General features: G+C 51.5%; 20 protein-coding genes and 1 pseudogene. 9 read left to right on the plus strand and 12 right to left on the minus strand.

Going from position 1 to position 23,554, the window contains the following annotated elements:
* Positions 1-266: 266 nt before the first annotated feature.
* A protein-coding gene (locus tag AC1W8Y_RS14055; protein ID WP_482015123.1) for an IS3 family transposase occupies positions 267-1,417 on the minus strand; the annotation gives its coding sequence in 2 pieces (ribosomal slippage) (positions 267-1,180 and positions 1,180-1,417; 1,152 coding nt in all).
* Positions 1,418-1,493: 76 nt separating this feature from the next.
* Between AC1W8Y_RS14055 and AC1W8Y_RS14060 the strand changes: the two genes are divergently transcribed.
* Complete coding sequence (locus tag AC1W8Y_RS14060; protein ID WP_482015124.1) at positions 1,494-1,910, plus strand: hypothetical protein; 417 nt, start codon at positions 1,494-1,496, stop codon at positions 1,908-1,910.
* Positions 1,911-2,082: 172 nt separating this feature from the next.
* On the opposite strand, the gene AC1W8Y_RS14065 is transcribed toward AC1W8Y_RS14060, so the two are convergent.
* The 10 genes from AC1W8Y_RS14065 to AC1W8Y_RS14110 form a co-directional block, all read right to left on the minus strand.
* Positions 2,083-3,357: an MFS transporter gene (locus AC1W8Y_RS14065; protein WP_482015125.1), complete on the minus strand. Its 1,275-nt coding sequence runs from the start codon at positions 3,355-3,357 to the stop codon at positions 2,083-2,085.
* A gap of 40 nt (positions 3,358-3,397) precedes the next feature.
* A complete protein-coding gene (locus tag AC1W8Y_RS14070; RefSeq protein ID WP_482015126.1) occupies positions 3,398-4,153 on the minus strand; it encodes an amino acid ABC transporter ATP-binding protein in 756 nt (251 codons plus the stop codon).
* The gene (locus tag AC1W8Y_RS14075) at positions 4,150-4,665 is read right to left on the minus strand and encodes a prolyl-tRNA synthetase associated domain-containing protein (RefSeq protein ID WP_482015127.1); all 516 of its coding nucleotides are present in this window, start codon (positions 4,663-4,665) and stop codon (positions 4,150-4,152) included. The genes AC1W8Y_RS14070 and AC1W8Y_RS14075 overlap by 4 nt, the downstream gene beginning before the upstream one ends.
* 9 nt (positions 4,666-4,674) lie before the next feature.
* Positions 4,675-5,361 carry an amino acid ABC transporter permease gene (locus tag AC1W8Y_RS14080; protein ID WP_482015128.1) on the minus strand — a complete coding sequence of 229 codons (687 nt, stop codon included), beginning with the start codon at positions 5,359-5,361 and terminating at the stop codon, positions 4,675-4,677.
* Positions 5,358-6,089: an amino acid ABC transporter permease gene (locus AC1W8Y_RS14085; RefSeq protein WP_482015129.1), complete on the minus strand. Its 732-nt coding sequence runs from the start codon at positions 6,087-6,089 to the stop codon at positions 5,358-5,360. Before AC1W8Y_RS14085 ends, AC1W8Y_RS14080 begins: the two co-directional genes overlap by 4 nt.
* Before the next feature lie 24 nt (positions 6,090-6,113).
* Complete coding sequence (locus AC1W8Y_RS14090) at positions 6,114-6,935, minus strand: transporter substrate-binding domain-containing protein (RefSeq protein ID WP_482015130.1); 822 nt, start codon at positions 6,933-6,935, stop codon at positions 6,114-6,116.
* 65 nt (positions 6,936-7,000) lie between these two features.
* Positions 7,001-7,606, minus strand: a complete 606-nt coding sequence (locus AC1W8Y_RS14095) for a sarcosine oxidase subunit gamma (RefSeq protein WP_482015131.1) — start codon at positions 7,604-7,606, stop codon at positions 7,001-7,003.
* A gap of 2 nt (positions 7,607-7,608) precedes the next feature.
* On the minus strand, positions 7,609-10,614 hold the full coding sequence (locus AC1W8Y_RS14100; RefSeq protein WP_482015132.1) for a sarcosine oxidase subunit alpha family protein: 3,006 nt from the start codon (positions 10,612-10,614) through the stop codon (positions 7,609-7,611).
* Positions 10,611-10,877: a sarcosine oxidase subunit delta gene (locus AC1W8Y_RS14105; RefSeq protein WP_482015133.1), complete on the minus strand. Its 267-nt coding sequence runs from the start codon at positions 10,875-10,877 to the stop codon at positions 10,611-10,613. Before AC1W8Y_RS14105 ends, AC1W8Y_RS14100 begins: the two co-directional genes overlap by 4 nt.
* Before the next feature lie 16 nt (positions 10,878-10,893).
* Positions 10,894-12,147, minus strand: coding sequence for a sarcosine oxidase subunit beta family protein (locus AC1W8Y_RS14110; RefSeq protein WP_482015134.1), 1,254 nt, complete (start codon positions 12,145-12,147; stop codon positions 10,894-10,896).
* A gap of 120 nt (positions 12,148-12,267) precedes the next feature.
* Here AC1W8Y_RS14110 and AC1W8Y_RS14115 point away from each other — a divergent pair, with 120 nt between their 5' ends.
* The 7 genes and pseudogenes from AC1W8Y_RS14115 to AC1W8Y_RS14145 all read left to right on the plus strand — a co-directional run bounded on the left by AC1W8Y_RS14115 (position 12,268) and on the right by AC1W8Y_RS14145 (position 21,192).
* Complete coding sequence (locus tag AC1W8Y_RS14115) at positions 12,268-13,314, plus strand: LysR family transcriptional regulator (protein WP_482015135.1); 1,047 nt, start codon at positions 12,268-12,270, stop codon at positions 13,312-13,314.
* 101 nt (positions 13,315-13,415) lie between these two features.
* Positions 13,416-14,927 (plus strand): DKNYY domain-containing protein, encoded by a 1,512-nt coding sequence (locus AC1W8Y_RS14120; RefSeq protein WP_482015136.1) that lies wholly within the window; start codon positions 13,416-13,418, stop codon positions 14,925-14,927.
* An 85-nt stretch (positions 14,928-15,012) separates the two neighbouring features.
* Positions 15,013-15,570, plus strand: a complete 558-nt coding sequence (locus tag AC1W8Y_RS14125; RefSeq protein ID WP_482015137.1) for a DNA-3-methyladenine glycosylase I — start codon at positions 15,013-15,015, stop codon at positions 15,568-15,570.
* 14 nt (positions 15,571-15,584) lie between these two features.
* Positions 15,585-17,189 carry an acyl-CoA synthetase gene (locus AC1W8Y_RS14130; RefSeq protein ID WP_482015138.1) on the plus strand — a complete coding sequence of 535 codons (1,605 nt, stop codon included), beginning with the start codon at positions 15,585-15,587 and terminating at the stop codon, positions 17,187-17,189.
* A 146-nt stretch (positions 17,190-17,335) separates the two neighbouring features.
* Positions 17,336-20,128 (plus strand): phosphoenolpyruvate carboxylase, encoded by a 2,793-nt coding sequence (gene ppc, locus AC1W8Y_RS14135; protein ID WP_482015139.1) that lies wholly within the window; start codon positions 17,336-17,338, stop codon positions 20,126-20,128.
* Positions 20,129-20,165: 37 nt separating this feature from the next.
* Positions 20,166-20,774: pseudogene (locus AC1W8Y_RS14140) on the plus strand (tetratricopeptide repeat protein); the annotation flags it as partial.
* Positions 20,775-20,829: 55 nt separating this feature from the next.
* A complete protein-coding gene (locus AC1W8Y_RS14145; protein ID WP_482015140.1) occupies positions 20,830-21,192 on the plus strand; it encodes an oleate hydratase in 363 nt (120 codons plus the stop codon).
* A gap of 66 nt (positions 21,193-21,258) precedes the next feature.
* Here the strand turns inward: AC1W8Y_RS14145 and AC1W8Y_RS14150 are convergent, their stop codons facing one another.
* Entirely contained in the window at positions 21,259-22,530 is a 1,272-nt protein-coding gene (locus AC1W8Y_RS14150) for an NRAMP family divalent metal transporter (protein WP_482015141.1), read from the minus strand.
* A gap of 497 nt (positions 22,531-23,027) precedes the next feature.
* Between AC1W8Y_RS14150 and AC1W8Y_RS14155 the strand changes: the two genes are divergently transcribed.
* On the plus strand, positions 23,028-23,554 hold a 527-nt coding region (locus AC1W8Y_RS14155), incomplete at its 3' end, for a two-partner secretion domain-containing protein (protein ID WP_482015142.1).

Raw genomic sequence — 23,554 nt, forward strand, 5'->3', positions numbered from 1 at the left:
TGGCTATTTCTCCAGTTCTCCATTACAAGCCAGTCTTCATTTGAATCATTACCCTTAGCAATTTTTTTACCCGCATTTGTCACACGGTTCTTGCTATATAGAGGTAAGTCAGCTTGTTGTATGTTTTTATTGTTCATTTTGAATAATTAGGCGGTTTCAATTACGAAGTGCAACACGGTTTAAGGACTGGTGAAACACTTGGTACGGAGTTTTAAAACCTAATCGTTTTCGTGGTCGGTGATTAATACTGAATCGCCCCGGAATTCCTAGACACCGCCGAGCCTCTCAAAATACTGCTTCTCATAATCCACTGGTGAGAGTCGTCCGGAAGAGCTGTGACGGCGCCTCGGATTGTAGAACATTTCGATGTAATCAAATACATCAGCCTTACCTTCGTCTCGCGTGAGATACACCTTGCGACGAATTCTTTTCCGCTTCAACAATTGAAAAAAACTTTCAGCAACTGCGTTGTCATGACAGTTCCCACGACGGCTCATGCTCTGCGTCAGATTGTGCGCCTTCAAAAAATCCTGCCAGTCATAACTGCTGAATTGACTGCCTTGATCTGAATGCACCATCACCGTTTCTTTGGGCTGCCGACGCCAGATCGCCATCAGCAAGGCGTTCAATGCCAGCTCGCGATCAATCCGCTCGCCCATTGCCCAACCAACTACCTGTCGAGAAAATAAATCAAGTACTGCAGCAAGATACAACCAACCTTCATGAGTACGGATGTAGGTGATGTCGGTAACCCACACACGATTCGGTTCTGCCACTTTGAATTGCTGCTGCAAATGGTTTGGAGCAAAGTCTGCAACGCTGCCGCCACGCTTGCCAGGACGGCGATGATAGCCCGTCTGTGAGCGCAGCTTCTCTTTGTTCATCAAACGATAAACGCGGTGTTTGCCGCAGGTCTCGCCCAACGCTCGCAGATCATCAGTGACCTTGCGATAACCATAGACAGAGCCGCTTTCCAGCCATGACTGCTTGATGTGGCCAAGCAAGCGCTGATCTTCCTTGTCCCGATCTGAGTGAGGTGTGGCCTGCCAGGCGTAGTAGCCGCTGGGGTGAACATTCATCACATGACAAAGTCTGCGTACCGGATATTGCGAAGCGTGGTCCTGAATAAACGCGTACTTTACTCGGACGTCCTGGCAAAGTACGCGGCGGCCTTTTTTAATATATCGCGCTCCTCAGTAACCCTTTTAAGTTCCGCCTTTACGCGACGTAGTTCATCGTCTTTGGTACTGGCTGCATTCCGTTCAGCTTCGGGAATACTTAATTTCTTTACCCACTGATAAAGACTGTGGCTGGTGACACCGAGTCGGTCTGCCACTTCAGTGACCGGGCGACCGCGATCGGTGACTTGTTTGACTGCTTCAATCTTAAATTGCTCTGTATAACGCTTTCCGCTCATAATGCTTCCTGTTGGGCTAAATTATAAGCTCAGGAGTGTCTACTAAAGCCGGGGCGATTCATCTCAAAGGAATGGTATGAAATTCAAAAAATTATTAGCAACAGCAATCACAATGAGCTTGCCTGTAATGGCTTTCGCTGGAACGACTGAGTACGACGGCATTTGGGATTTCCATTTTGAGTGTGTGGTTCGACGCGGCGATTGGGGAACCCAAGTGGTTGTTTTTAATGGCAACCAAGTTCAGAATGGATTGGGTCACTTTTACACAACTGGACCGCGAGGTCCCGTTGAGCTTGTAATCACCATGCGTGATAACAAGGTCTCATTAACAAGAGTGGCAACAGTTTTAGAGAATTTGAACTGGAGATGGACTCTAAAAATGGAGGGTGAAATCACCACACCCAGTAACTTTCAGTTAAAAGGTGTTAATTGGCCTGATGGCGCGGACGGTGCACTTGCCTCAGACTGTACATTGAACGCTACGAAGCATTAATTTGAAGTGAAAAGCGCAACATCTACCAATGCGTTGCGCTTTTCACTGTCCCCCAGCCCCACCCCCCCCACCATCCCCTTGCGCGCACTCATAGCCGGACTCATAGGTGTCGCACGAACCACTCGTTTGGTAGGCGCCACCCGATGTGGTAATCGTCCCCTCGCTTAACGACTTATGCTTGTGGCCGCCTTATCCGCATCATCATCAGCGCCGCGACAAGACAAGCGCCGCCCGCGACAAAAAGAGCAGGGCTGTAGGTGAGCAACAGCGTACGAGTGAGCCCGCCACCATAGGCGGCTGTTGCAGCGCCCAGCTGATGCGCGGCAAAGATCCAACCAAACACTGCGCCTGCCCTCTCTTTACCAAATGTTTGTGCGGTCAGTTTGACAGTGGGTGGCACCGTCGCTATCCAGTCAAGCCCATAGAACATCGCAAAGAGCGATAGACCGTAGATCGTGAACGTCGAAAACGGCAACCAAAAAAGCGATAACCCTCTTAACCCATAATAGAAAAACAAAAGTTTTCGATTGTCGTATCGGTCAGATAAGTAACCCGATAGCGTGGTGCCCACCAGATCGAAGACGCCCATCATGGCCAGCACAGACGCTGCAGGCACAGCCGCTAAACCGAAATCGGCACAAAGAGAAATGAAATGTGTCTGTATCAAGCCGTTGGTGCTCAGACCACAGATGAAAAAGCTACCCGCAAGCATCCAGAATGTCTTGTTGCCAGAAACTTCGGCGAGCAAAGTAAAAGGTGCCATGAAGTTAAGCGGTGCCCTAGCCGGCGCCTTTTGTTCTGCTTGATCAGCGGGTTCGCCTAATGCTGTTAAGCCAACGTCTTGCGGATAATCTCGCATAAAGGCGATGACCAGCAAACCAGCGCATAGACAGGTGAATACGACCGGCAATACCGCGAGGCGCCAACCAAAGTGATCAATGATCCAGGCCGCAACAGGCAGAAACAAGAGCTGGCCTGTTGCGATGCTGGCAGCAAACAACCCAACCACAAGGCCGCGATTACTGGTGAACCAGCGACTGGCAACCATAGCGCCTAGAACCAACGCCGTCAGACCGGTACCAACCCCCAGCACAATGCCCCATAACAAAAATAGTTGCCACAGTTGACTGACCAACGTGGCTAATGCCATGGCGCAAGCGATCAACGTTAAGGCGGTCAGCATGATACGGCGCAAACCAAATCGCAGGATGAAGGTGGCGGCTAATGGCCCTAGTAGGCCAAAGAGCGCGAAACGCACGGCGAAAACGCTAGAAATTTGTTCGATGTTCCATCCGAATTCTTTGCTGAGCGGAAGCAACATAGCACCGGGCATCCCCAGCGCAGCCGAGGTCGTCAACATGACGAAGAAGGTCACGAGTGCGATGACCCAAGCATAGTGAACCCCACGACGCTCGAGAGTCAATTTGGTGAATTGCGCAATACTCATCAGAAGGCCTTAGGGGTCGGGGTGATGAAAAGAAACGTAACTAAAGCACCTGCTCAAGAAAGTCTCGGGTGCGTTGAGCCTGGGGTTGATCAAACACTTGCTCGGGTGAACCGTGTTCTACGATTACCCCTTTGTCGGTGAAATACACCTGATCGGCGATTTCTCGGGCAAACCCCATTTCGTGGGTGACCAGTATAGACGTCATCCCTTCTTCGACCAGTTGCCGGATGGTGATGAGAACCTCTTTACGCGTTTCAGGGTCGAGCGCTGCAGTGACTTCATCAAATAACATCACCGAAGGCTGCATGGCTAAAGCGCGAGCGATAGCAACACGTTGCTGTTGGCCGCCCGACAGTTCACCCGGATAGCTGTTTTCTTTACCCTCGAGACGAACTTTTTTTAATAAGGCGCTGGCCCTTTCTTCGACCTCTTTCGGGTCTTGCCCAAGCACCTTGATGGGCGCCATCATGATATTTTGCAACGCGGTACGGTGCGGAAACAGGTTGTACTGTTGAAACACAATAGAGACATCTCGCCTCAAGGCCAACTTATCTTTTTCGGCACGTAACTGATGAACGGGATGCGGGCCAACTTGAATCCTGCCTGCGTCGACATCGATCAGACCATTGATACAACGTAACAAGGTCGACTTGCCTGACCCTGAGGGGCCGATGAGACAAACGGCCTCTCCCGAATTGACGGTCATGGTCATACCACTAAGGACTGCTACTTTGCCAAAGGATTTATAGACATCCTCGACGTGGACTGCAACTGGCGCTAGATCAGTCGAAGTCATAGGGATGAGTCCGTTGAGTCAGTCGATATTTGTGGGACATCAAGCACAATGGGTTCGTGACCGGTGATCGCCAGAAACTGCTCGAGCCCTGCATGTGGCACCACCATGGTTGCGGTATTGATCATCGGGTGCGCTTGAACTGCTTCATCATCCCATAGACACTGATCAATCACGAACGCTACTCGCTGTTCGGTATCGCGGTATAGCGTGAGCAAGCTTACTGACCCAGGTGTGACGCCCAGATGTGCCATCAGCCTGTCAGGAGAACCAAAGCTTAAGCGCGAACATTCTAAGACATCACTTAACCGTAGTAGATCAACGGCCTTGTGTGCCTCCACGGTGACGAGAAAATGTCGCGTGGCTTTCTTATCCCGCAAAAACAGGTTTTTGGTCTTGCCGCCCGGCAGCGCTGGGACGAGCCGCGCTGACTCTTCGACAGTCATGACGGCGGGGTGCTCGTGGCGTTCGAACATCAACTGGTGGTGGGATAAAAAATCTTCTAGGCTCAACATGGGTGATCGTCAACGCTCTCTATAACGAAGCTCAAGACGCTTGGTCCAGAGCGATATCGGGTAACAATATAAAAAGAACCAAAGCAGCACATAGAGGTAAATCGGTATCAGTAGGTCGGCGCGCTGCTCTGCTGCGGTGATGCGACCAACCGTCGTCATCACCTCATTGACACCAACGATAGACGTCAAGGTGGTCGCCATCGTCAGTATGGCATACCAATTCATCCAGGCAGGTAGCATGCGTTTGATGCATTGTGGGATGATGATCTCCCACAGCGTTTGTCGGCGATTGAACGCCAGAGAACGAGCAGCATCCCACTGGGCACTCGGAATCGACTCGACAGCCCCTCTGACAATTTCTGCCACATTGGCCATCACTGGCAGTGCCAATCCAAGCGTTGACTTGATCCAGTCCGGAAACGGCAACACCCACGGACCAATGCTTAACTCAAAGGGCATCAAAAGCATCACAAAGAATAGCAAGACGAGCCACGGTGCATTGCGAAAAAACTGGACAGCAAGGCCCGACAGTTGTTTAAGCCAAGGGGATGTCGACACCCCGCCGAAACCTAGAAATAGGCCAGCAGCAGTGCCCAGAGCCATGGCGCAAATGCTGATGAGCAGATTGAACGCAAAACCCTGAGCCAACATGGGGGTCCATTTAAGCAATAACTCGACAACAGAGGGTTGACTCATTGGCCGAACCCCGGTATCCGCAAACGTCGTTCGAGCGACCGCATCACAACGTTAATGACAGCGATAATCGCCACATAAGTCAAAAGCAGCATGCACATCATGTCGGCGACATTGGTCTGTTCGGACCAAATTTGGCTAGACATGTAGAGCAATTCGGGCGCCGCAATCGCATAGGCTAACGTGGTCGTTTTCACCAAGTTGACGAGATTATTGTTGATTGCAGGTAGGGTAAAACGAAACGCAAGCGGCAAAACAATGTCGATAAAAATCTGCAGCTTTGAATAGCCCAGCGATTCTGCCGCCTCAATCATTGATTTTGGAACCGCCTCGATACCTGCCCGAAAAATCTCGGACGTGAACGCGGTTTCGAGTAAGGTGAGTGACACGATTGCCCAGCCCATGGATCCTAGCAAAGGCTGTCCCCCCACTTTTGGCAACAACGGGCTGATGGCGAAGTAGAAGAAATAAATCTGCGCGAGAGGGGGGGTGTTTCGAAATAATTGAACGTAGGATCCGACCAGGTATCTGACCAAGGCAAAACGTGATCGATTCCACCACGCGACACAGGCCCCGAGCAACAAACTCAGCACCAAACAGATTGCCGATAGTTCAAGTGTGTTGACCAGGCCTGTGAACCAACGCGAGCGGTCATAGCTGTCATAGAAGATGGTCAGCTTGATACCGCTCGTGTGACTCAACCACTTGAACCACGCTGACACGTCATTCATCACGTGGTGTCTCAGGCGCGGTGTTTATTTGAACTTCTGATGCTGCTCAGCCAAGAATGGCGCGGGTGCGATGTTCCATTTCTTTTCCAAACCGAGCAAATAGCCCGTTTTGTGCCATTCCTTAGTGGTGTCGCTGATAAAAGCAGCAAACTTGGTATCTTCTTTTTTGACGGCCATGCCCCAAGGCTCAGGATCGATGGGGGGCAACATGACGCCCCAGCCTGCCCACTTGGGGTCTGATTCTAAGCCTGCGAAAAAGGTTGAATCAAAGACGAAGCCCATGCAATTGCCAGCTTGCAGTGCCGACAAAACCTCCGGGACTCCCTTGAAAACCAGCATCTTGGCACCAAACTCTTCGCCAGCACGACGGTTGTAGTAGGCACCTTGTATGCCACAGATGGACTTGTCTTTGAGATCTGCCCAAGCTTTGAGACCGCTATCCTTTTTTGCGAAGACTGTCGCTGCACTCGCGTAGTAGTAGGGTTCAGGGATGCCGACGACTTCAGCACGATCTGGTTTGTAGGCCATTGTCGCAATCATGAGGTCGGTACGACCTTGCTTGACGAACTCCATGCGGTTCGCTGCAACGACGGGTACCAATTCAAGCTTGACGCCCAGGCGCTTGGCAAGGTCATTGGCCAAGTCGACCTCGAATCCAATGATTTGACCTGAGGGATCGGTGTAACCATAGGGCTTGTAGTCAGCTTTTACGCCGACCACCAAAACGCCCTTCTGTTTAATGGTGGCAAGGGTGTCAACCTGAGCTGAGGCGCTACCAACCGTCAACAAGGTCATTGCAGCAAGCAGCAAACAAGACTTCCAGTACGCAATCCGGTGATTAGTCATTCGAATTCCTCTTATGTGTAGTTGGTTCAACAACTCAAAAATGCAGCACGTTTTACAACAAACCTCTAACGATCAATGGTGACGCCAAATTCAGATGCCGCGTGAAACAGTGACTCAAATAAATGCTGTGCAAACCCTCTGAAGACCAGCAACTCAAAACCGGGTTGGTCCTCAAAGCGGCTCACGCAGACGCCTAGTTTTCCGTAACGGGTATTGGTGCAGGATCCCGTTTGAAAGACGCTGTCATGCAAATTCAGGCTACACCCTTTGGCAAGCGTTGCAACGGCAGAGTTGCCACTAATTTCTATGACTGTTCTGGCGTGGCTGAGATCAACCACGGTTGCCACACCGCTCAAGTGATCCCTGAATGCCTCCCACGGTGGCATCGCTTGACCCTGACTTGTCATCAACCATACGCCTTCTCCCAGAGCGCGCCAAGTCAGGTCTTCCCTAAGCGTCATCCTGAGTGCAGCAGGGGCCTCTAATCCAAGCAACTCACTGAGTGCCGCTTCGACCTTTGATTGCATGCCGTTGAACGCGGATACTTGATAGATCACCGAGCAATGTTTTTCACGCAAAACCACGCTCGGTGGATCAGGCCACTGCAGGTGATGGCCACGCGACTGTAGCTGTTCGAGCACTGGACTCAGGGCGGAATGTTTAGCTAGCATTGTCAACCCTTCAGTCTCATATTATCGGGATCCACAAAGACGGGATGAACAATACGCACACGGACAAATTCGTTTGATAGCGGCGAAGCGGCCACTAACTCTTGACCAATTCTTGAGGCCCCATTTTCAACGAAACCCAGCGCGATTGGATGACCCAAAAACGGACTAGGGGTTGAACAACTGATGAAACCCTGTTTGTGCGGGACAACGGCCATGCGGGCTTCACTTTCTGTCGCCACGAGATGACTGCCGGCGCGGATCGTTGTGTGGCCGTCGACCGGTACGAAACCCATCAAGCGAGGCCGTGATGGATCAACCAATGCGCAACGATTAAGCAGTGCAGCACCTATGAACTCACCGTCCTTACGCGTCAGCTTAGCCAGCCCCAGATCTGCCGGCGTTGTTCGTCCGTCCAACTCACTGCCAGCGATGTGACCTTTTTCAATTCGCATGACACCCATCGCTTCTGTGCCATAAGGGGTAATGCCAAAAGGTGTACCCACCTCAAGTATACGAGCCCACAGTGCAAGCCCATAGTGCGCCCCGATGGCAATTTCGTACGCTCGTTCGCCCGAATAGCTCATGCGCATCACCTTGACTGCAATGCCGTCTAAGGTCGCTTGCAAAATACCCAGATGACCCAGGCCAGCATCGGATACGTCGGCCTCTGGTAGCAGGGCAGACAAGACCTCTCGAGATTTGGGGCCGGCAAGAGCAAACTGAGCGAACTGCTCGGTGACCGAGACTGCGTGACATTTCAGCTCGGGCCATGCCACTTGAAGCAAGTATTCAAATTCACTTTGAATTTTCGCGGCATTGGCCGTGGTGGTCGTCAGTAGATAATGATCATCGCCCAGACGTGCGACAGTGCCGTCGTCTAAGGCAATGCCATCGGTCCTCAGCATGAGACCATAACGAACTTTATTCACCCCGAGATTGGCAAAGTTATTGCAATAAACCCGTTGCAAGAAGGTGAGTGCATCCGGACCTTGCACATCAATTTTGCCAAGCGTACCAACGTCAACCAATCCCACCCCGTGACGAACCGCCAAGCTCTCTCGACGCCACGCTTGCTCAAAGCTCTCATTGGGTTGCTGATAGACCTTGGGTCGCATCCATTGCCCCACGGTTGCCATCACGCCACCATGGGCCTCATGCCAGTGGTGAACCGGTGAACGACGCACCGGTGCAAGATGTTTGCCGACTTCGTCGCCGGCCAGTAACCCAAGGGCCACCGGCGTGTAGGGGGGTCTGAACGTTGTTGTTCCGACGCCAGGAATACTCTCTCCCCGTAACTGAGCCATGATCGCCAAGCCGTTGACGTTTGACGTTTTGCCCTGATCAGTCCCCATGCCAAGCGTTGTGTATCGTTTCAGATGTTCAACCGAGCGAAAGTTTTCGCGATGCGCAAGTTCGATGTCCTCGACACACACATCGTCTTGAATATCCACAAACCGTTTGCCTTTGGCTTTCCCGTGCGCTACCGACCACAAGGGCTCGGTATGTAAAACATCCGTGTACAAAGCCTTGTTCATGTCGACGTAAGGTTGCTCTGTATCGAGCGTAAGCCCCTTGAGTTCTCTCTCAAGGGACTGAGCGACCAACTGAGCTTGCGTGATCGCCTCATCGACGGCAAAGCAGCCACTTGCCGCACCCACCACTCGCATATTCGGTAACTGATGTTGCGGCACAAAGCTTGATAGTGCTTCGTTAAAATGCAATTTGCCGCCTGCTTGCGAATATAGGTGCACTGTTGGTGTCCACCCCCCTGAATGTGCTAAGACGTCACACGCAATGGTCTCGGTAGGGCCGCCCCCGTCCTTGCGTTGTATCGTCGCTGAAGTGACTGCTTGGCCGGCGACTGCCACCACGACATGGTCGGTTTTAATGACAATCCCTTTTTGGCGACACTCCTTTGTCAGCAGGTGACTGACAGATTGCCGTGAATCAATCATCGTCACATCTTTGAGACCAGCCTCGACTGCGGCGAACGCAGCTTGATAGGCGCTGTCGTTATTGGTGAAAACGACCACGTTTCGGCCCGGCGCCGTCGCGTATTGCTTGATGTAGATTTGCAGGGCGTTGGCGAGCATGACACCTGGTTTGTCGTTATCGGCAAACACCAGCGGCCTTTCGATTGTGCCACTCGCAAGAATGACTTTTTTTGTACGTAGGTGGATAAGACGTTGGCGAGGCAGATGCGATGGCGGCGTTGCAAGGTGATCAGTCACTCGCTCTGCAATCGTGAGCAAACCGTGGTCGTAGCAACCAAAAACAGTGCTTCGGGCGAGTAGCCTGACATTCGGTCGTGCGGCCAGCGCCGCGATTTGACTCTGTGCCCAGTCGCTTGCAGCAACACCATCAATCGAATGACGTGTCCACAAACAACTGCCTCCTAATTCGGCACGCTCATCGGCCAGCACAACTTGCAGGCCCGTCTCTGCCAGTTTTCGGGCTGCAGCCAATCCCGCTGGACCACTGCCGACCACCAGCACGTCGCAATGGGCGTACTCGTAGGCATAGTGATCGGGATCGGTTACTTTGGGTGCATGCCCCAAGCCTGCTGCGTGCCTGATGATTTTTTCATAAAACATCCAGAACTTCGCTGGCCACATGAAGGTTTTATAGTAAAAACCCGCAGGGATCACCGAGGCAAACCACTGATTGATCGATTGCAAATCGAAGACGAGCGAGGGCCACCGGTTCTGACTCGTGGCGACGAGGCCCTCGAAGAGCTCAATCATGGTTGCCCGAGTGTTGGGTTCAGTGCGGTCACCCATCCTCAGCTGAACCAAGGCATTGGGCTCTTCGGGGCCTGCAGAGTAAACGCCGCGCCGGCGGTGATATTTAAAACTGCGGCCGACGAGACGCACACCATTAGCCAGCAGCGCCGAGGCTAACGTATCGCCCTGATAGCCGACATAAGCTTTGCCATCAAAGATGAAGTTCAGCGGTTTAGTGCGGTCAATCCGCCCGCCAGACACAAGACGCTCAATTTGCAACGTCATGTTGTCCCCGCCAGTTGACGGGCGGCTGTTACAGACGTGACTTCGTGAGTCATCGTATCGCGCGTGATCAATAGCATTTGCCGACAGCCGAATTGATGATGCCACCACTCGGCATGTTTGCCCCTGGGATTCTGTCTGTCGTACACGTAGTGATACCAGGCATCCTGCCCATCGGTGAGCGCAGGCATATCATCTGCCTCGCGAACATGAGTGAACTCAGTTTGGTCTCGTGAGCCACAAAACGGGCATTTGAATAGTTGCATGGTGGGATCCCCTTCATCAGTGCCATTGGGGTGTTGGTCCAGCCCCTTTGTCATCAATGACACGGCCGGTTTTAAATCGCTCAAGGGAGTGACCTTGATTGAACTCGTGAGGCGCATCGTGGGCGATCGTATGGGCAAATAGCCATCCAGAGCCAGGGGTGGCTTTGAATCCGCCGTAACACCAGCCCGCATTCAGGTAGAGATTGTCGATCGGCGTCTTAGCAATAATCGGACTGCCATCCATTGACATATCCATGACCCCGCCCCACTGACGCATCATTCGAACGCGCGACAACATTGGAAACATCTGCATGCCGGCGGCAACCGCCTCCTCGACGATCGGTAAATTCCCTTTCTGACCGTAGCTGGGGTAGAAGTCTAAGTCCCCGCCCATGACCATTTCGCCTTTATCAGATTGGCTTATGTAAAAGTGCCCTGCGCCGTAGGTCACAACCGTATCAATCACAGGCTTGAGAGGTTCAGAAACAAAGGCCTGCAAAACGTGCGTCTCAATCGGCAATGTCAAACCTGCCATCTGAGCGACCCGACTACTATTGCCTGCGACGGCGATGCCGACTTTATCTGCTCGAAACACGCCTTTCGAGGTATGAAGCTCGGTGACTCGATTCGACGCTTGACGCATGCCCGTCACTTCGCAATTCTGAAAAATATCGACGCCCAGTGCAGAGGCTGCTCGTGCAAACCCCCATGCCACCGCGTCGTGCCTCGCCGTGCCACCTCTGCGCTGCATCAATCCCCCGATGATGGGAAAACGAGTCTGGTCAGAGCAATCGAGATGGGGGACGAATCGGGCAATCTCTTCACGCGTCATCCACTCGGCATCAATACCGTTTAGCCGCATGCGGTTGCCACGTCTAAAGAGTTGATCGCGCTGGCCTTCGGTGTGCGCCAGATTCAAGACACCGCGCGGGCTGAACATCACGTTGTAATTAAGCTCTTGAGAAAGCTGGTGCCAGAGCTTCAATGACCATTCATACAAGTGTGCATTTTCATCGGGCATGTAGTTGGATCGAACAATCGTCGTATTACGACCAGTATTGCCCCCCCCCAGCCAGCCTTTTTCGAGCACGGCAACATTTCTAATACCGTGATTCTTTGCAAGATAAAAGGCGGTCGCCAACCCGTGTCCGCCACCACCGATAATGATCACGTCGTAGGATTTCTTGGGCTCAGGGTTGCGCCAAGCCATCGGCCAATCTTGTTGGCTACGACTGGCTTGCTTCAGTAATGAGAATATTGAATATTTCATGACACCAGTGTTGTTGAGATGACAAAAGCGTGTCAACGAAAATCATTTTTAGGAATCAATAGTATTATTTGAACTAATACTGAGACCGCTTCCAACCGAAATTTTTGTGAGTCGCAAGAGATGAAGAAGCAGATAGCGGGGTCCAAAAGCGCCGGTGCCAAGAACAGCAATCAAGCACTCTCGATCGCTTGCCTCGAGGCTGTTCATGCCGTTGCAGCAACGGGCAGCATGTCACTCGCGGCCAAAAGATTGAGCCGCACTCAGTCAGCCATCTCACAACTCATCGCGACTGCAGAATTGTCTCTGGGTTGCCCCTTGTTTGATCGCAGCACCCGGCCTCTCAAAGTGAGCGAACCGGGGCGCGAACTCGCTCGTCACGCTGCACGTATTTTGGGTGAGTTGACAGCCTTGCCTAAGCTGATTGCGAATCGGCAACGCACTTCGACCATCCGTATTGCAATGATCGACTCTTTTGCCAATACGCTTGGCGCAGACCTAGCCAGCTACGCGGGCAACCTGTGTACGGATTTGTTCATTTCGCAAGGCTTAACACCGACACACGTGAACGATTTACTTGAACGACGAGTAGACATCATCGTTTCTGCGGATGTGCTTGATGAACACGATGGCTTGGCACGCTATCCTTTGTTGAAAGAAAACTTTGTTGTTTTGGTGCCCGAAACCGGAATAAGGCTGCTCAATAAAATCCAACTGCAAGAAATAGCCAGCAAACTTCCCTTTATTCGTTATAGCAGCCGATCAACGACGGGTGCAATGATCGAGCGCTATATGAAGAGCCAAAAAATACAGGAAGGTCGCCGCATTGAGGTTGATAACGCTGACATGATGTGTTCGATGGTCACGAGTGGGATGGGTTGGGCAATCACGACGCCGTTACATGTGCTTCAAGGCTTGAGCCGCTTGCGAGGTGTTGCGGTCCTAAATTTGCCTGCTCAATCCCCCGAGAGGCAAGTGACCTTGATTGCGAGAGAGGGCGAGTTTGAAGAGATCGCCGCTCGGTTAGCCGTGCAGGCAATCCACCTGTTCAAGAGCAAGTATCTACCCGTTTTGTTTAAACACTTCCCGGGGCTGACGACACAAGCGAATGCTTCACCAACATCTGACCCCGAGGCAGCGATGCCTTTTCTGGCGGGTATGCTTCGTTGACAGGCGGATTAAACTATTTTTATGTGTAACACTGATCCCTATCAGTGATAGCAACATGACTAGCAGGACTTCGTTTTGTAAAATATATGATCCGCAAATTATTGAGCAAGTGCCTTTTGGTATCCCTAACGATGTTCGCACTGGCGGCAAAGGCGGGTACCCAGTGCCATGAGACCTATTTTGAACATGAGCAACAAACGGCCAATACGGATAGTTGTCATGCCCCTTTCTTTTCGCCGAAGAAACTCAATGCGTTTTACGGGGTGAAAGATAAGAAAGTCTATTTTCTGAATGAGCGCACCGAACACTACTCGGGGCGAAATGGTTGTGCTTTCGGTGGCTGCACCACCGTCGTTGAGAAAAAATATCATTTACTTGAGCCGCAGCCCAATATACAAACGTTCAAGCCCTTATTTGCCGATCAACCGTTTGCGATTGGTGGTGACCGGCTTTACTACGAAGCAAAACAAGTGGTTGGCGTCACGCTATCGGCTGGTATGCAAGCGAGCGATTTGAAACCATTGGTCGCCAACGATTTCTCTTACCGAGGTTATCAATCCCTTCAGCAATACATTTTATATGAAGGCGCTGTCGTGGAAGACGCTGATGCAGCGAGTTTTAAAACACTACCTTATTTTGCAACCAATGGCGTGTTGACGGAATCGTCTCTCGCGCTAGACCGGCGGCACGTCTATTGGGAGGGCAAAGTAGTACCTCTGGCAGATCCAGCAAGCTTGCAACGGATCGATCAGTACTTTATGCGTGACAATGCCCACGCATGGAAAATGGATATTGGTGAATGGGTGTTGCAAGAGGAGGTACACCCGGTGGTAAAAAAAATAAGCGCTAGTCATGTCAGCGTCGGCCAAGCGGTTTATTTTCGAAGCCAACCCATCGTTGATGCAGATGCAGCGAGTTTTAAGGCGCTTGCCTTATCCTGTACGAAGGCCTCACCGACCTGCTCAGGCACAGCGGGTGCCTTGTGTAGTTCGGAGTCTTTTCCCAGCATCATGTGTGAGCCCGTGCTGCGGCCCGACCAACAGATCGTCGGGCAGGATGGATCCCTGGTTCATCCCTTCGGGCGAGATGCTCGCCATGTATTTTTAGGCACAACCTCACTCACGAACGCCGATCCGGATTCTTTTGAGATTCTGTTGCACCGGGCAGACGGTTCAGTTTATGCCGCAGATAAAAATGCAATCTATGTGCTTGATGAAAAAGACAACAGACTGATCAATAGAATAGGGACCGAGGGAAGCGTTTACGGCCCCATGTTTTTTGAAAACGGTGGCCTCCACTCAGACCGACCCATATTTGCTGATCGGCGAGGGTTTTTCGAGGCGGGTTACGACGGGCGCAGGCTGACGTCACTCTGCGCGGAGCCGGTGGGAACTTTACGCCCGGTTGATCAACTCAATGACCGTTCGAGATGGGTGTTCGAAGATGAGAACTTTTATTACTACCTTCTCAAACCGGATCAACCGTACCAGATTTATGATGATGCAGACAAAAATTACGTGTTTAACGAAAGACAAAATCACTACTTGATTAACAAAAAAACGAAAGAACGAACCCCCGTTTTTTATGTTCCGTTGACGTGCAAACCTCAGTAGCTTTGACGAAGTACTTGCGCGAAGTTCTTGCATTTTGCTAGGGTTGCCGACGGCCGAGGTTATGTATAACGATAGAGAGACACCGATGAAGCGTTGCCCCTGGTGCGAAGGGTTTGAACTTTACCGCGACTATCATGACACTGAGTGGGGGGTGCCGGTGCGAGACGATCGCACGCTGTTTGAATTGCTCATCCTGGAAGGTGCTCAGGCTGGGCTGTCATGGTCGACAGTATTAAAAAAGCGGGAAAATTACCGCGAAGCCTTCGATGACTTTAACCCTGAAAAGATTGCGCAATACGGAGATGCCAAGGTACTCGAACTTTTAACTAACCCTGGCATTATTAGAAATAAATTAAAGATCAGTGCTACGGTGACAAATGCAAGAGCGTATTTAACGCTTCAAGAAAGCGGTCATGCCTTTGGTGATTTTGTCTGGCAGTTCGTTGATTACCATCCGATAAAAAACAAACGCCTGTCGATGAGTGAAGTTCCTGCCAAAACAGCTGCGTCAGACGCAATGAGCAAAGCCCTACTCAAGGCTGGATTCAAATTCGTCGGCTCGACTATTTGTTATGCATTTATGCAGGCCTCTGGGATGGTCAATGACCACTTGGTGGATTGCCATCGTTACTCGAACGTGTAAGAAGGATGACAGACATGACACCAAAATCTTTGAGTCAAACAGCCATGCCACCGGTCGTTCGAAGCCAAACGATTAGCGACGTCCTGCGACGAACGGCCTCTCGGCTGCCCAACAAATTGGCGATTGTTTGCGGTGAGACGAGCTGGACGTATCAAGCATTCAATCGGCTGGTTGATCGACTCGCGCTGGGTCTCGTTAATATTGGCATCGGCTGTGGTGAGCATGTCGCTCTGATGGCGAGAAACTCTCACGGATTCGCGGCGATGCGCTTCGCCCTGGCGCGGGTGGGGGCGGTGTTGATCCCGATCAATTTCATGCTCAATCAGGAAGAAGTGGCCTACATCATCCGGCATTCGCATGCGAAGGTTTTTGTGACAGATTCAGAATTCAGCGAAAAAGCCGTGGCGGCCTCAAAGCTAGAGACCAAGGTCACAGAGTTCATTTGGATTCCGTCAGAGCACGCCACCCAGGCAACTGAAGGCATGTACGACTTTTATCGGCTATGCCAAACAGAAGGTGAATTGCCTGAGCAGGTGCATCGAAGCCATGATGTCGCCCAGATCGTTTATACCAGCGGTACTGAGTCAACCCCTAAGGGCGCGGTACTCACCCACGATGCCGTGTTGTGGCAATACGTAAGTTGTGCACTCAATACTGAAATGACCGAACATGATTTAGCCTTGCATTCAATGCCGCTCTATCACTGTGCTCAACTAGATGCGTTTTTTGGGCCAGCCGTGTATGTGGGCAGCACGAATATCATCACTGCTAAACCCACCCCGGACAACCTGATCTCGTTAATAGAACGTTATGGTGTCAATAGCTTTTTTGCACCGCCGACGATTTGGATCGCCCTGTTACGATCACCGCTCTTTGACGAAACAAAACTCAACGCATTAGCAAAAGGCTACTACGGCGCCGCCATCATGCCGGTCGAAATCCTCAAAGAACTCGCCATGCGTTTGCCGAGTGTCAGATTGTGGAATCTTTATGGTCAAACAGAAATTGCGCCGGTGGCGACAATGCTTGGCCCTGACGATCAGTTGCGAAAACTGGGTTCCTGCGGTAAGGCTGTCCTGAATGTTGAAACACGGGTCGTTGATGACCAGATGCGGGATGTCAAACCGGGTGGTGAAATCGGTGAAATTGTGCACCGCTCTCCGCATCTCATGCTGGGGTACTACAACGACCCTGAACGAACCGAAGCTGCATTTGCCGGGGGATGGTTTCACAGTGGTGATTTGGCGACGATCGATGACGAAGGGTTTATCAGTGTTGTTGACCGAAAGAAGGACATGATCAAAACCGGTGGTGAAAATGTCGCAAGTCGAGAAGTTGAAGAAATCATTTACCTGCACCCTGCCGTTAGTGAGGTCGCTGTTATTGGGCTACCTGATCCGAAATGGATAGAAATGGTCACCGCAATCATTGTCATCAAGCCAACTTACTCAGTGACCATGTCAGAAATTTTTGAACATTGTCATGCGCGGATGGCAAAGTTTAAAAGCCCCAAACATGTCATCTTTACCGATAGTTTGCCGAAAAATCCCAGCGGTAAATTGTTGAAACGAGAATTGCGATCGCGCTACATGAGTGAAAGCGGCGAGTTAAGACAGTGAGTTAAAGCTGTGAGTTTGGCTGTCGAGCCACGCGTATGCAGGGCGAGTGTAGAATGAGTTTTGTTCCGTGCTACCTGGCTTGTGCGGGCACGATCCCACCAATTTAAAGGCAGCTGAAGATGATTTGGCCGTGCTGTGAGTGAGACATGACTTCTACCGATAATGAGCGCCCGCTCGTCGAAGATATCCGCCTGCTAGGACGTTTGCTGGGTGACGTTATCCGCGAACAAGAGGGGCTCGAGATATACGAATTGATTGAGAAAATTCGTCTGCTTTCGGTCTCATTCAGGCGTGACGCCGACGATCAAGCGGGTGGCGCGTTAAAGCAGCTCTTAAAAGACCTTTCAGGTGATCACGCGGTCAGTGTCATTCGCGGGTTCACGTTTTTTAGTCATCTCGCCAATTTGGCTGAAGACCAGCACCACATCCGGCGACGTGCGATGCATGAGCGTGCTGGTAACACGCAAGAGGGCAGCATTGAGGTTGCTCTGCGACGATTGCGCGCAGCGGGCATCAGTGACGAGGGCATTTCTCTCAGTTTGTCGCAAAGCTTCGTGTCGCCCGTGCTGACTGCACATCCAACCGAGGTACAGCGCCAAAGTATTCTAAGCACCGAGCGCGAGATTGCGCGGCTATTGCAGCTGCGTGATGAAATCAAGGCTCGTTCGGCGGCGGTCAATATCGACCAAGATGCCTTAGCACCGCGTGAGCTGGCGGCCAATGAAGAACGGATCCGCGCTCGGGTGATGCAACTATGGCAGACTCGGCTACTGCGTTTTTCGAAACTGACGGTGTCAGACGAAATTGAAAATGCCTTAAGTTATTACGAATCGACGTTTTTGCGTGAGATCCCCAAAATTTACGCGTCTCTGGAAGCTGCCCTGGGTCACCAATCGCTCGCCTCGTTCTTGCGCATGGGTCAATGGATCGGCGGTGATCGGGATGGCAATCCCAATGTGAATGCTCAAACGCTTAAGCTTGCGTTGACGCGTCAGGCAGAGGTTGTCTTGCGCCATTACCTTACCGAAGTACATTACTTAGGTAGCGAGCTATCGCTTTCGGCAATGTTGGTTGACTTTACGCCCGACATGCTTGCACTGGCGGAAAGCTCTCCTGACACCAATGCGCATCGTATCGACGAACCCTATCGACGCGCATTGACGGGCATGTATGCACGCCTCGCGGCAACCTTGAAAACCTTGACGGGAGGCGATGCCGCGCGCCATGCGGTTGCACCGCAAAATCCGTATCCAGATGCCATGAGTTTTTTGGCTGACTTAAAAGTGATTGAGGTGTCTCTGCTGAGTCATCGCGCAGAGGCGTTAGCCAAACAACGACTGCAACCGTTGATTCGCGCCGTTGAGGTGTTTGGTTTTCATTTGGCAGCAGTTGACCTGCGTCAGAGCTCAGATCAACATGAGAAAGTCATTGCTGAATTATTGACGGTGGCGCAGCTAGAAGCCAGTTACGTCGATCTTGACGAAAAGAGCAAGCAGGCCTTGTTATTACAAATATTGAAAGATCCCAGACCTTTGCGTATTCAGCGCTTCGCGTATTCTGACCACACCACTGCAGAGCTAGCTATTTTTGAAGAAGCATTTCAGTCGCGAATCATATACGGCTCAGAGGCGATCCGGCACTACATCATCAGCCATACAGAATCGGTCAGTGATTTGCTAGAGGTCTTGGTGCTGCAAAAAGAGGTCGGATTGCTGCGCGGCTCGTTAAGTGACGAGGCTGTGGTGGATCTCATCACTGTGCCGCTATTTGAAACCATTGAGGATTTGCGTAACTCAGCACCCATCATGCATCAGTTTTACGCCTTGCCTGGTATTGCTGACATGATGCAGCGGTCTGGTGGTGAGCAAGACATCATGTTGGGCTATTCGGATAGCAATAAGGATGGCGGGATCTTCACTAGCAATTGGGAGCTCTACCTAGCGGGGATTGCGTTAGTTGACGTGTTTGATGGGCTAGCCGTGAGTCATGGCATGCGCTTAAGAATGTTTCATGGACGAGGCGGTACTGTCGGGCGGGGCGGTGGCCCAAGTTACCAAGCCATTTTGGCTCAACCGTCTGGGACAGTAAGAGGTCAAATTCGCTTGACCGAGCAGGGCGAAATCATTAACTCTAAATATGCGAACCCAGAGATTGGTCGCCGTCATTTAGAAACGCTGGTCGCGGCGACCTTGGAAGCGACGCTATTGCCGTCGAGTAAAACCATCCCGGATAATTTTCTGGAAGCGGCAGCACAACTCTCTCAAACGAGCATGGCCGCTTATCGACGCTTGGTGTATGAGACACCTGGTTTCGATGAATTCTTTTTTTCAGCAACCCCCATTCGAGAAATTGCCGAGCTGAACTTGGGTTCTCGGCCGGCCTCTCGTAAAGCGAATCAAAAGATAATCGATTTACGAGCAATCCCCTGGGGTTTTAGCTGGGGCCAGTGCCGATTGACGCTGCCTGGTTGGTTCGGCTTTGGCTCTGCCGTTCAAGCTTTTCTGAATCGACCGACGCGACAAGATCAGCCTGAACCACTCGCCCTGCTAAAGCAGATGGTGCGAGAGTGGCCCTTTTTTAAGACGCTATTGTCCAACATCGATATGGTGCTCGCCAAGAGCGACTTGGCGCTAGCGTCGCGTTACAGCGACCTGGTGGGCGATGTTGAACTTCGCCAGACTATCTTTTCGGTGATTGAAGCAGAGTGGATAAAAACAGCCGAAATGATTTCCCTCATCACAGGTGAAACGCAACGCTTAGCGAACAATCCGGCGTTGGCTCGTTCTATTCGACATCGCTTTCCTTATATTGATCCGCTGCATCATTTGCAGGTTGAATTGATCAGACGTAATCGGGAAGGACAATCTGATGAGCGTGTGCGACTTGGCATCCATCTGTCGATTAACGGCATTTCGGCAGGTTTAAGAAATACGGGCTGAGTGGTGTTGTTTTTTTTGACGGTCGGGAACTAAGTAAATGATAGATTCGGTAGAGAAAATTTCGAATATTACTGAAGCTGAACGACAACAAGCGTTGGACGGCGACGCGGATGCCACAGGGCAATTAGCCTGGCTATATTACTCAGGCTATGGCGTTGCAAAGGATCTCGCGAAAGCTGGGCAGCTTTTTGAAGCGGCCGCCAAAAAGGAGCACCCTTTTTCACAATACATGCTGGCACGTATGTATAGCAAGGGCGAGTACGGTGAAATCAACTATGCACTCGCTGCTCACTGGTTTCTGAAGGCAGCAGAGCAGGGGCACACCCAAGCCCAGTCGATGATAGCGTCGTTTTATCGCGACGGGGACGAGGTTGAGCAGGATTTCGAGCTGGCATTTTACTGGTATACGAAAGCAGCAGAGGGTGGCGACGTCTACGCACAGATGATACTGGCTGAGGCCTACGAGGATGGCTGCTTTGAAGATATCTGTGTTGACGAAGATCTTGAGAAAGCCGTCTATTGGTTAACTCAGGCAGCAGAACAGGGTGACGCTAGTGCACAGTTCCATTTGGCAAATGCCTACGACGACGGGCGTGGGGTCGAACAGGACAAGCAACGGGCTGTGTACTGGTTTCAGGTGGCTGCAGATAATGGCGACCTCGATGCGCTGAACAATCTGGGTGCCCATTGCGCGGAAGGCGATGGCCGATTGCAATGGGGCGCAATTGCTACAAGAGCTTTGCGGCCATCTACGCTTCGATCCAGAAACGGTCACACACGCCAACTGTATCCCGTGCCGCATGCCTTATATCACCAGCATGTTCATGCCCCGCGCCTTGGGCGATAGACCACTACCGGTGCCGCCCAACACCAAGAACTTCGCCTTTATCAGCCAGTTCGTGGAAATTCCGCAAGACACGGTCTTTACGGTTGAGTTTTCCGTGCGCGTCGCGCAGATGGCTGTTTATCAGTTGTTAGGGATTTCAAAGCCGATACCCCAAGTGACCCCGCACGATCGATCGCTTCATGCCCAGTTTGATGCCTTGGTGAAGGCGTTGAAATAGCTATCGCTCCGAGCGTGTATTGAGATGAATTGAAGCAACGTTGCCTAAAAAGTACTGTCTTTTTGCTTAGCCGATAAACATCCAGACACTTGCAGCGCCCATGATGGCGCAGGCGATCCAGCCTAAAATAAGCATAGATTTGGATGCAGTAAAGGGCCCCATCACTGAGGGCTTTGCAGACAACAGCAAAATCACCACCATCAAGGGGACGGCGGCAACCCCGTTAACCACGGCGCTCCAAAAGAGCGCCTTCATGGGGCTAATCGGTGAATATTGAATCCCCAACGCAACAAGAACACTGCATGCAATCACGGCGTAGAACTTTTTCGCTTGAGTAGGGCTATCTTCAAGGCTAGAGCGCCAATTAAATACTTCAGCGACAGCGTAGGCCGCCGACCCTGCCAGCACCGGGACACCGATTAGGCCAACGCCCAGTATGCCGGCTGCAAATAGCCAATAAGCTAACCCGCCAGCAAGCGGTTTGAGCGCAGAGGCGGCTTGTGCTGCCGTGGTGATATCGTGGATGCCAGCAGTGTGCAAGGTCACTGCGGTGGCTAGAATGATGAAATAGGCAGCCAGATTCGAGTAGAACATGCCACCCCAGGTATCCCATTTAATTCTGGTCAATTCAGACTTTGCAGATTCGTCACTCTCAAGCAACAAATGCGCTTGATGATGTAGCTTCATCTCCTCGACTTCTTGGGACGCTTGCCAAAAGAACAGATAGGGGCTGATGGTTGTCCCGAAAATAGCGACGACGACAGCGGCAGCACTCGCACTGAGCTCAAACGAGGGGAAAAAGGTACGCCAGGCAACTTCATCCCACGGCACATGCACGGTGATCAAGACCGCTGCATACGCCAAGAGCGATAAGGTTAGCCATTTTAAAAAATACACATAACGGTGGTAGGGCAACAGAATTTGCAGAATCAAGGTGATAAAGACGAACAGGGCGGTCATGAGATGCCAGTTCAGACCGGTGACCAGTGCAGCAACTTCTCCCATCGCTGCCAAGTCAGCGGCAATGTTCAAAATATTCGCGAGCAGTAAAAGAGTAACAAGGCTGACGAGCACAATGGGCGGAAAGATGGTTTTTATGTTTGATGCCAAACCGCGCCCAGTGACCCGCCCCATTCGGGCACACAAGACTTGAATGGCCGACATTAAGGGATAGGCAAGTGGCATCGTCCACAGCATGTTTAGCCCGAACTGAGCACCTGCCTGGGAATACGTGACAATGCCACTTGGATCGTCGTCAGCGACGCCAGTAACAAAGCCTGGGCCAATGCGGGTGAGGGGATGATTTTTGATGAGTTTCCACCAAGCCAGCATTTTCATTCGAAGCGCCATCGTGGAAGTGTTGTTATCGTTAGTTTACGCGGCATGGTGCATCGTGCAGTCACCCACCGTACATAGAGTCAGCCACCCTGTACTTTCGAAGCAGGTCAAACGGTTCGCCATCTCTCTTCACTAGCAAGCACACAGGATTGAACGTTTGCCTCTCGTTCTGTCTGTTGCTATCCCCAGTTGCAGCCTCGCTTTTGAAGCGGCGTTGATGAAAAGAATATAGCTAAATATTCTTTATAAATAACCAAAAAGCATGGATCTAAGGAAATTTGAGAAATGGCATGTAAAAGCCTGCTTATTTTGCCGTATGCGCTTGGCCAATAAGCTCATATAGTCCATAAGACAAGATCCTCTTAGGGATAAGTGTCTATTAGGTAGTCGCCCAGAAGCTGAGTGCTGACGGATCGATCACCACTAACGGGAACTACTGCAGTCGTTAGATTTCAGATTAATCACGTAGTTTTGTAGCAACGAATAGGGGCGAGCACATGAACAAAAATTCGCACAAAGTCATCTTCTCAAGAAGCTGCAACCGCTATATCGTCGTCTGCGAAACCGCATCAAATGTTTCGCCCGCTGGACGAAATCGCAATGGGTCTAGCGCCCTAGGTACAAGCCTCACGCTCGCCAGAGATATTTGCGGTGCAGTGGCCACGTCATTTGCCATTGTCATGAGTGCTTGGGGGGCCGCGCCAGCGCCCAATGCGTTGCCCAAAGGCGGCTCGGTATCTCAGGGTAAAGTCTCGTTTAATAAATCAGGCAACACGTTAACGCTGACGCAGACGACAGATCTTGCTGTCGTCAATTTCACCAGCTTCGATATCGGCGCTGGTGCGAAGGTCAATATTGTTCAACCTAGCGCCAAGAGCGTGCAACTGGATCGGGTGACAGGCAATAGCCCCAGCCAGATCATGGGCCAGCTGAGCTCGAACGGTCAGGTGGTGCTGGTTAATCCGAATGGCATTGTCGTCGGCAAAGACGGCAGCGTGAGCGCAAGCGCGTTTACGGCGTCGAC

It is taken from the genome of Jezberella sp. (assembly GCF_964834465.1).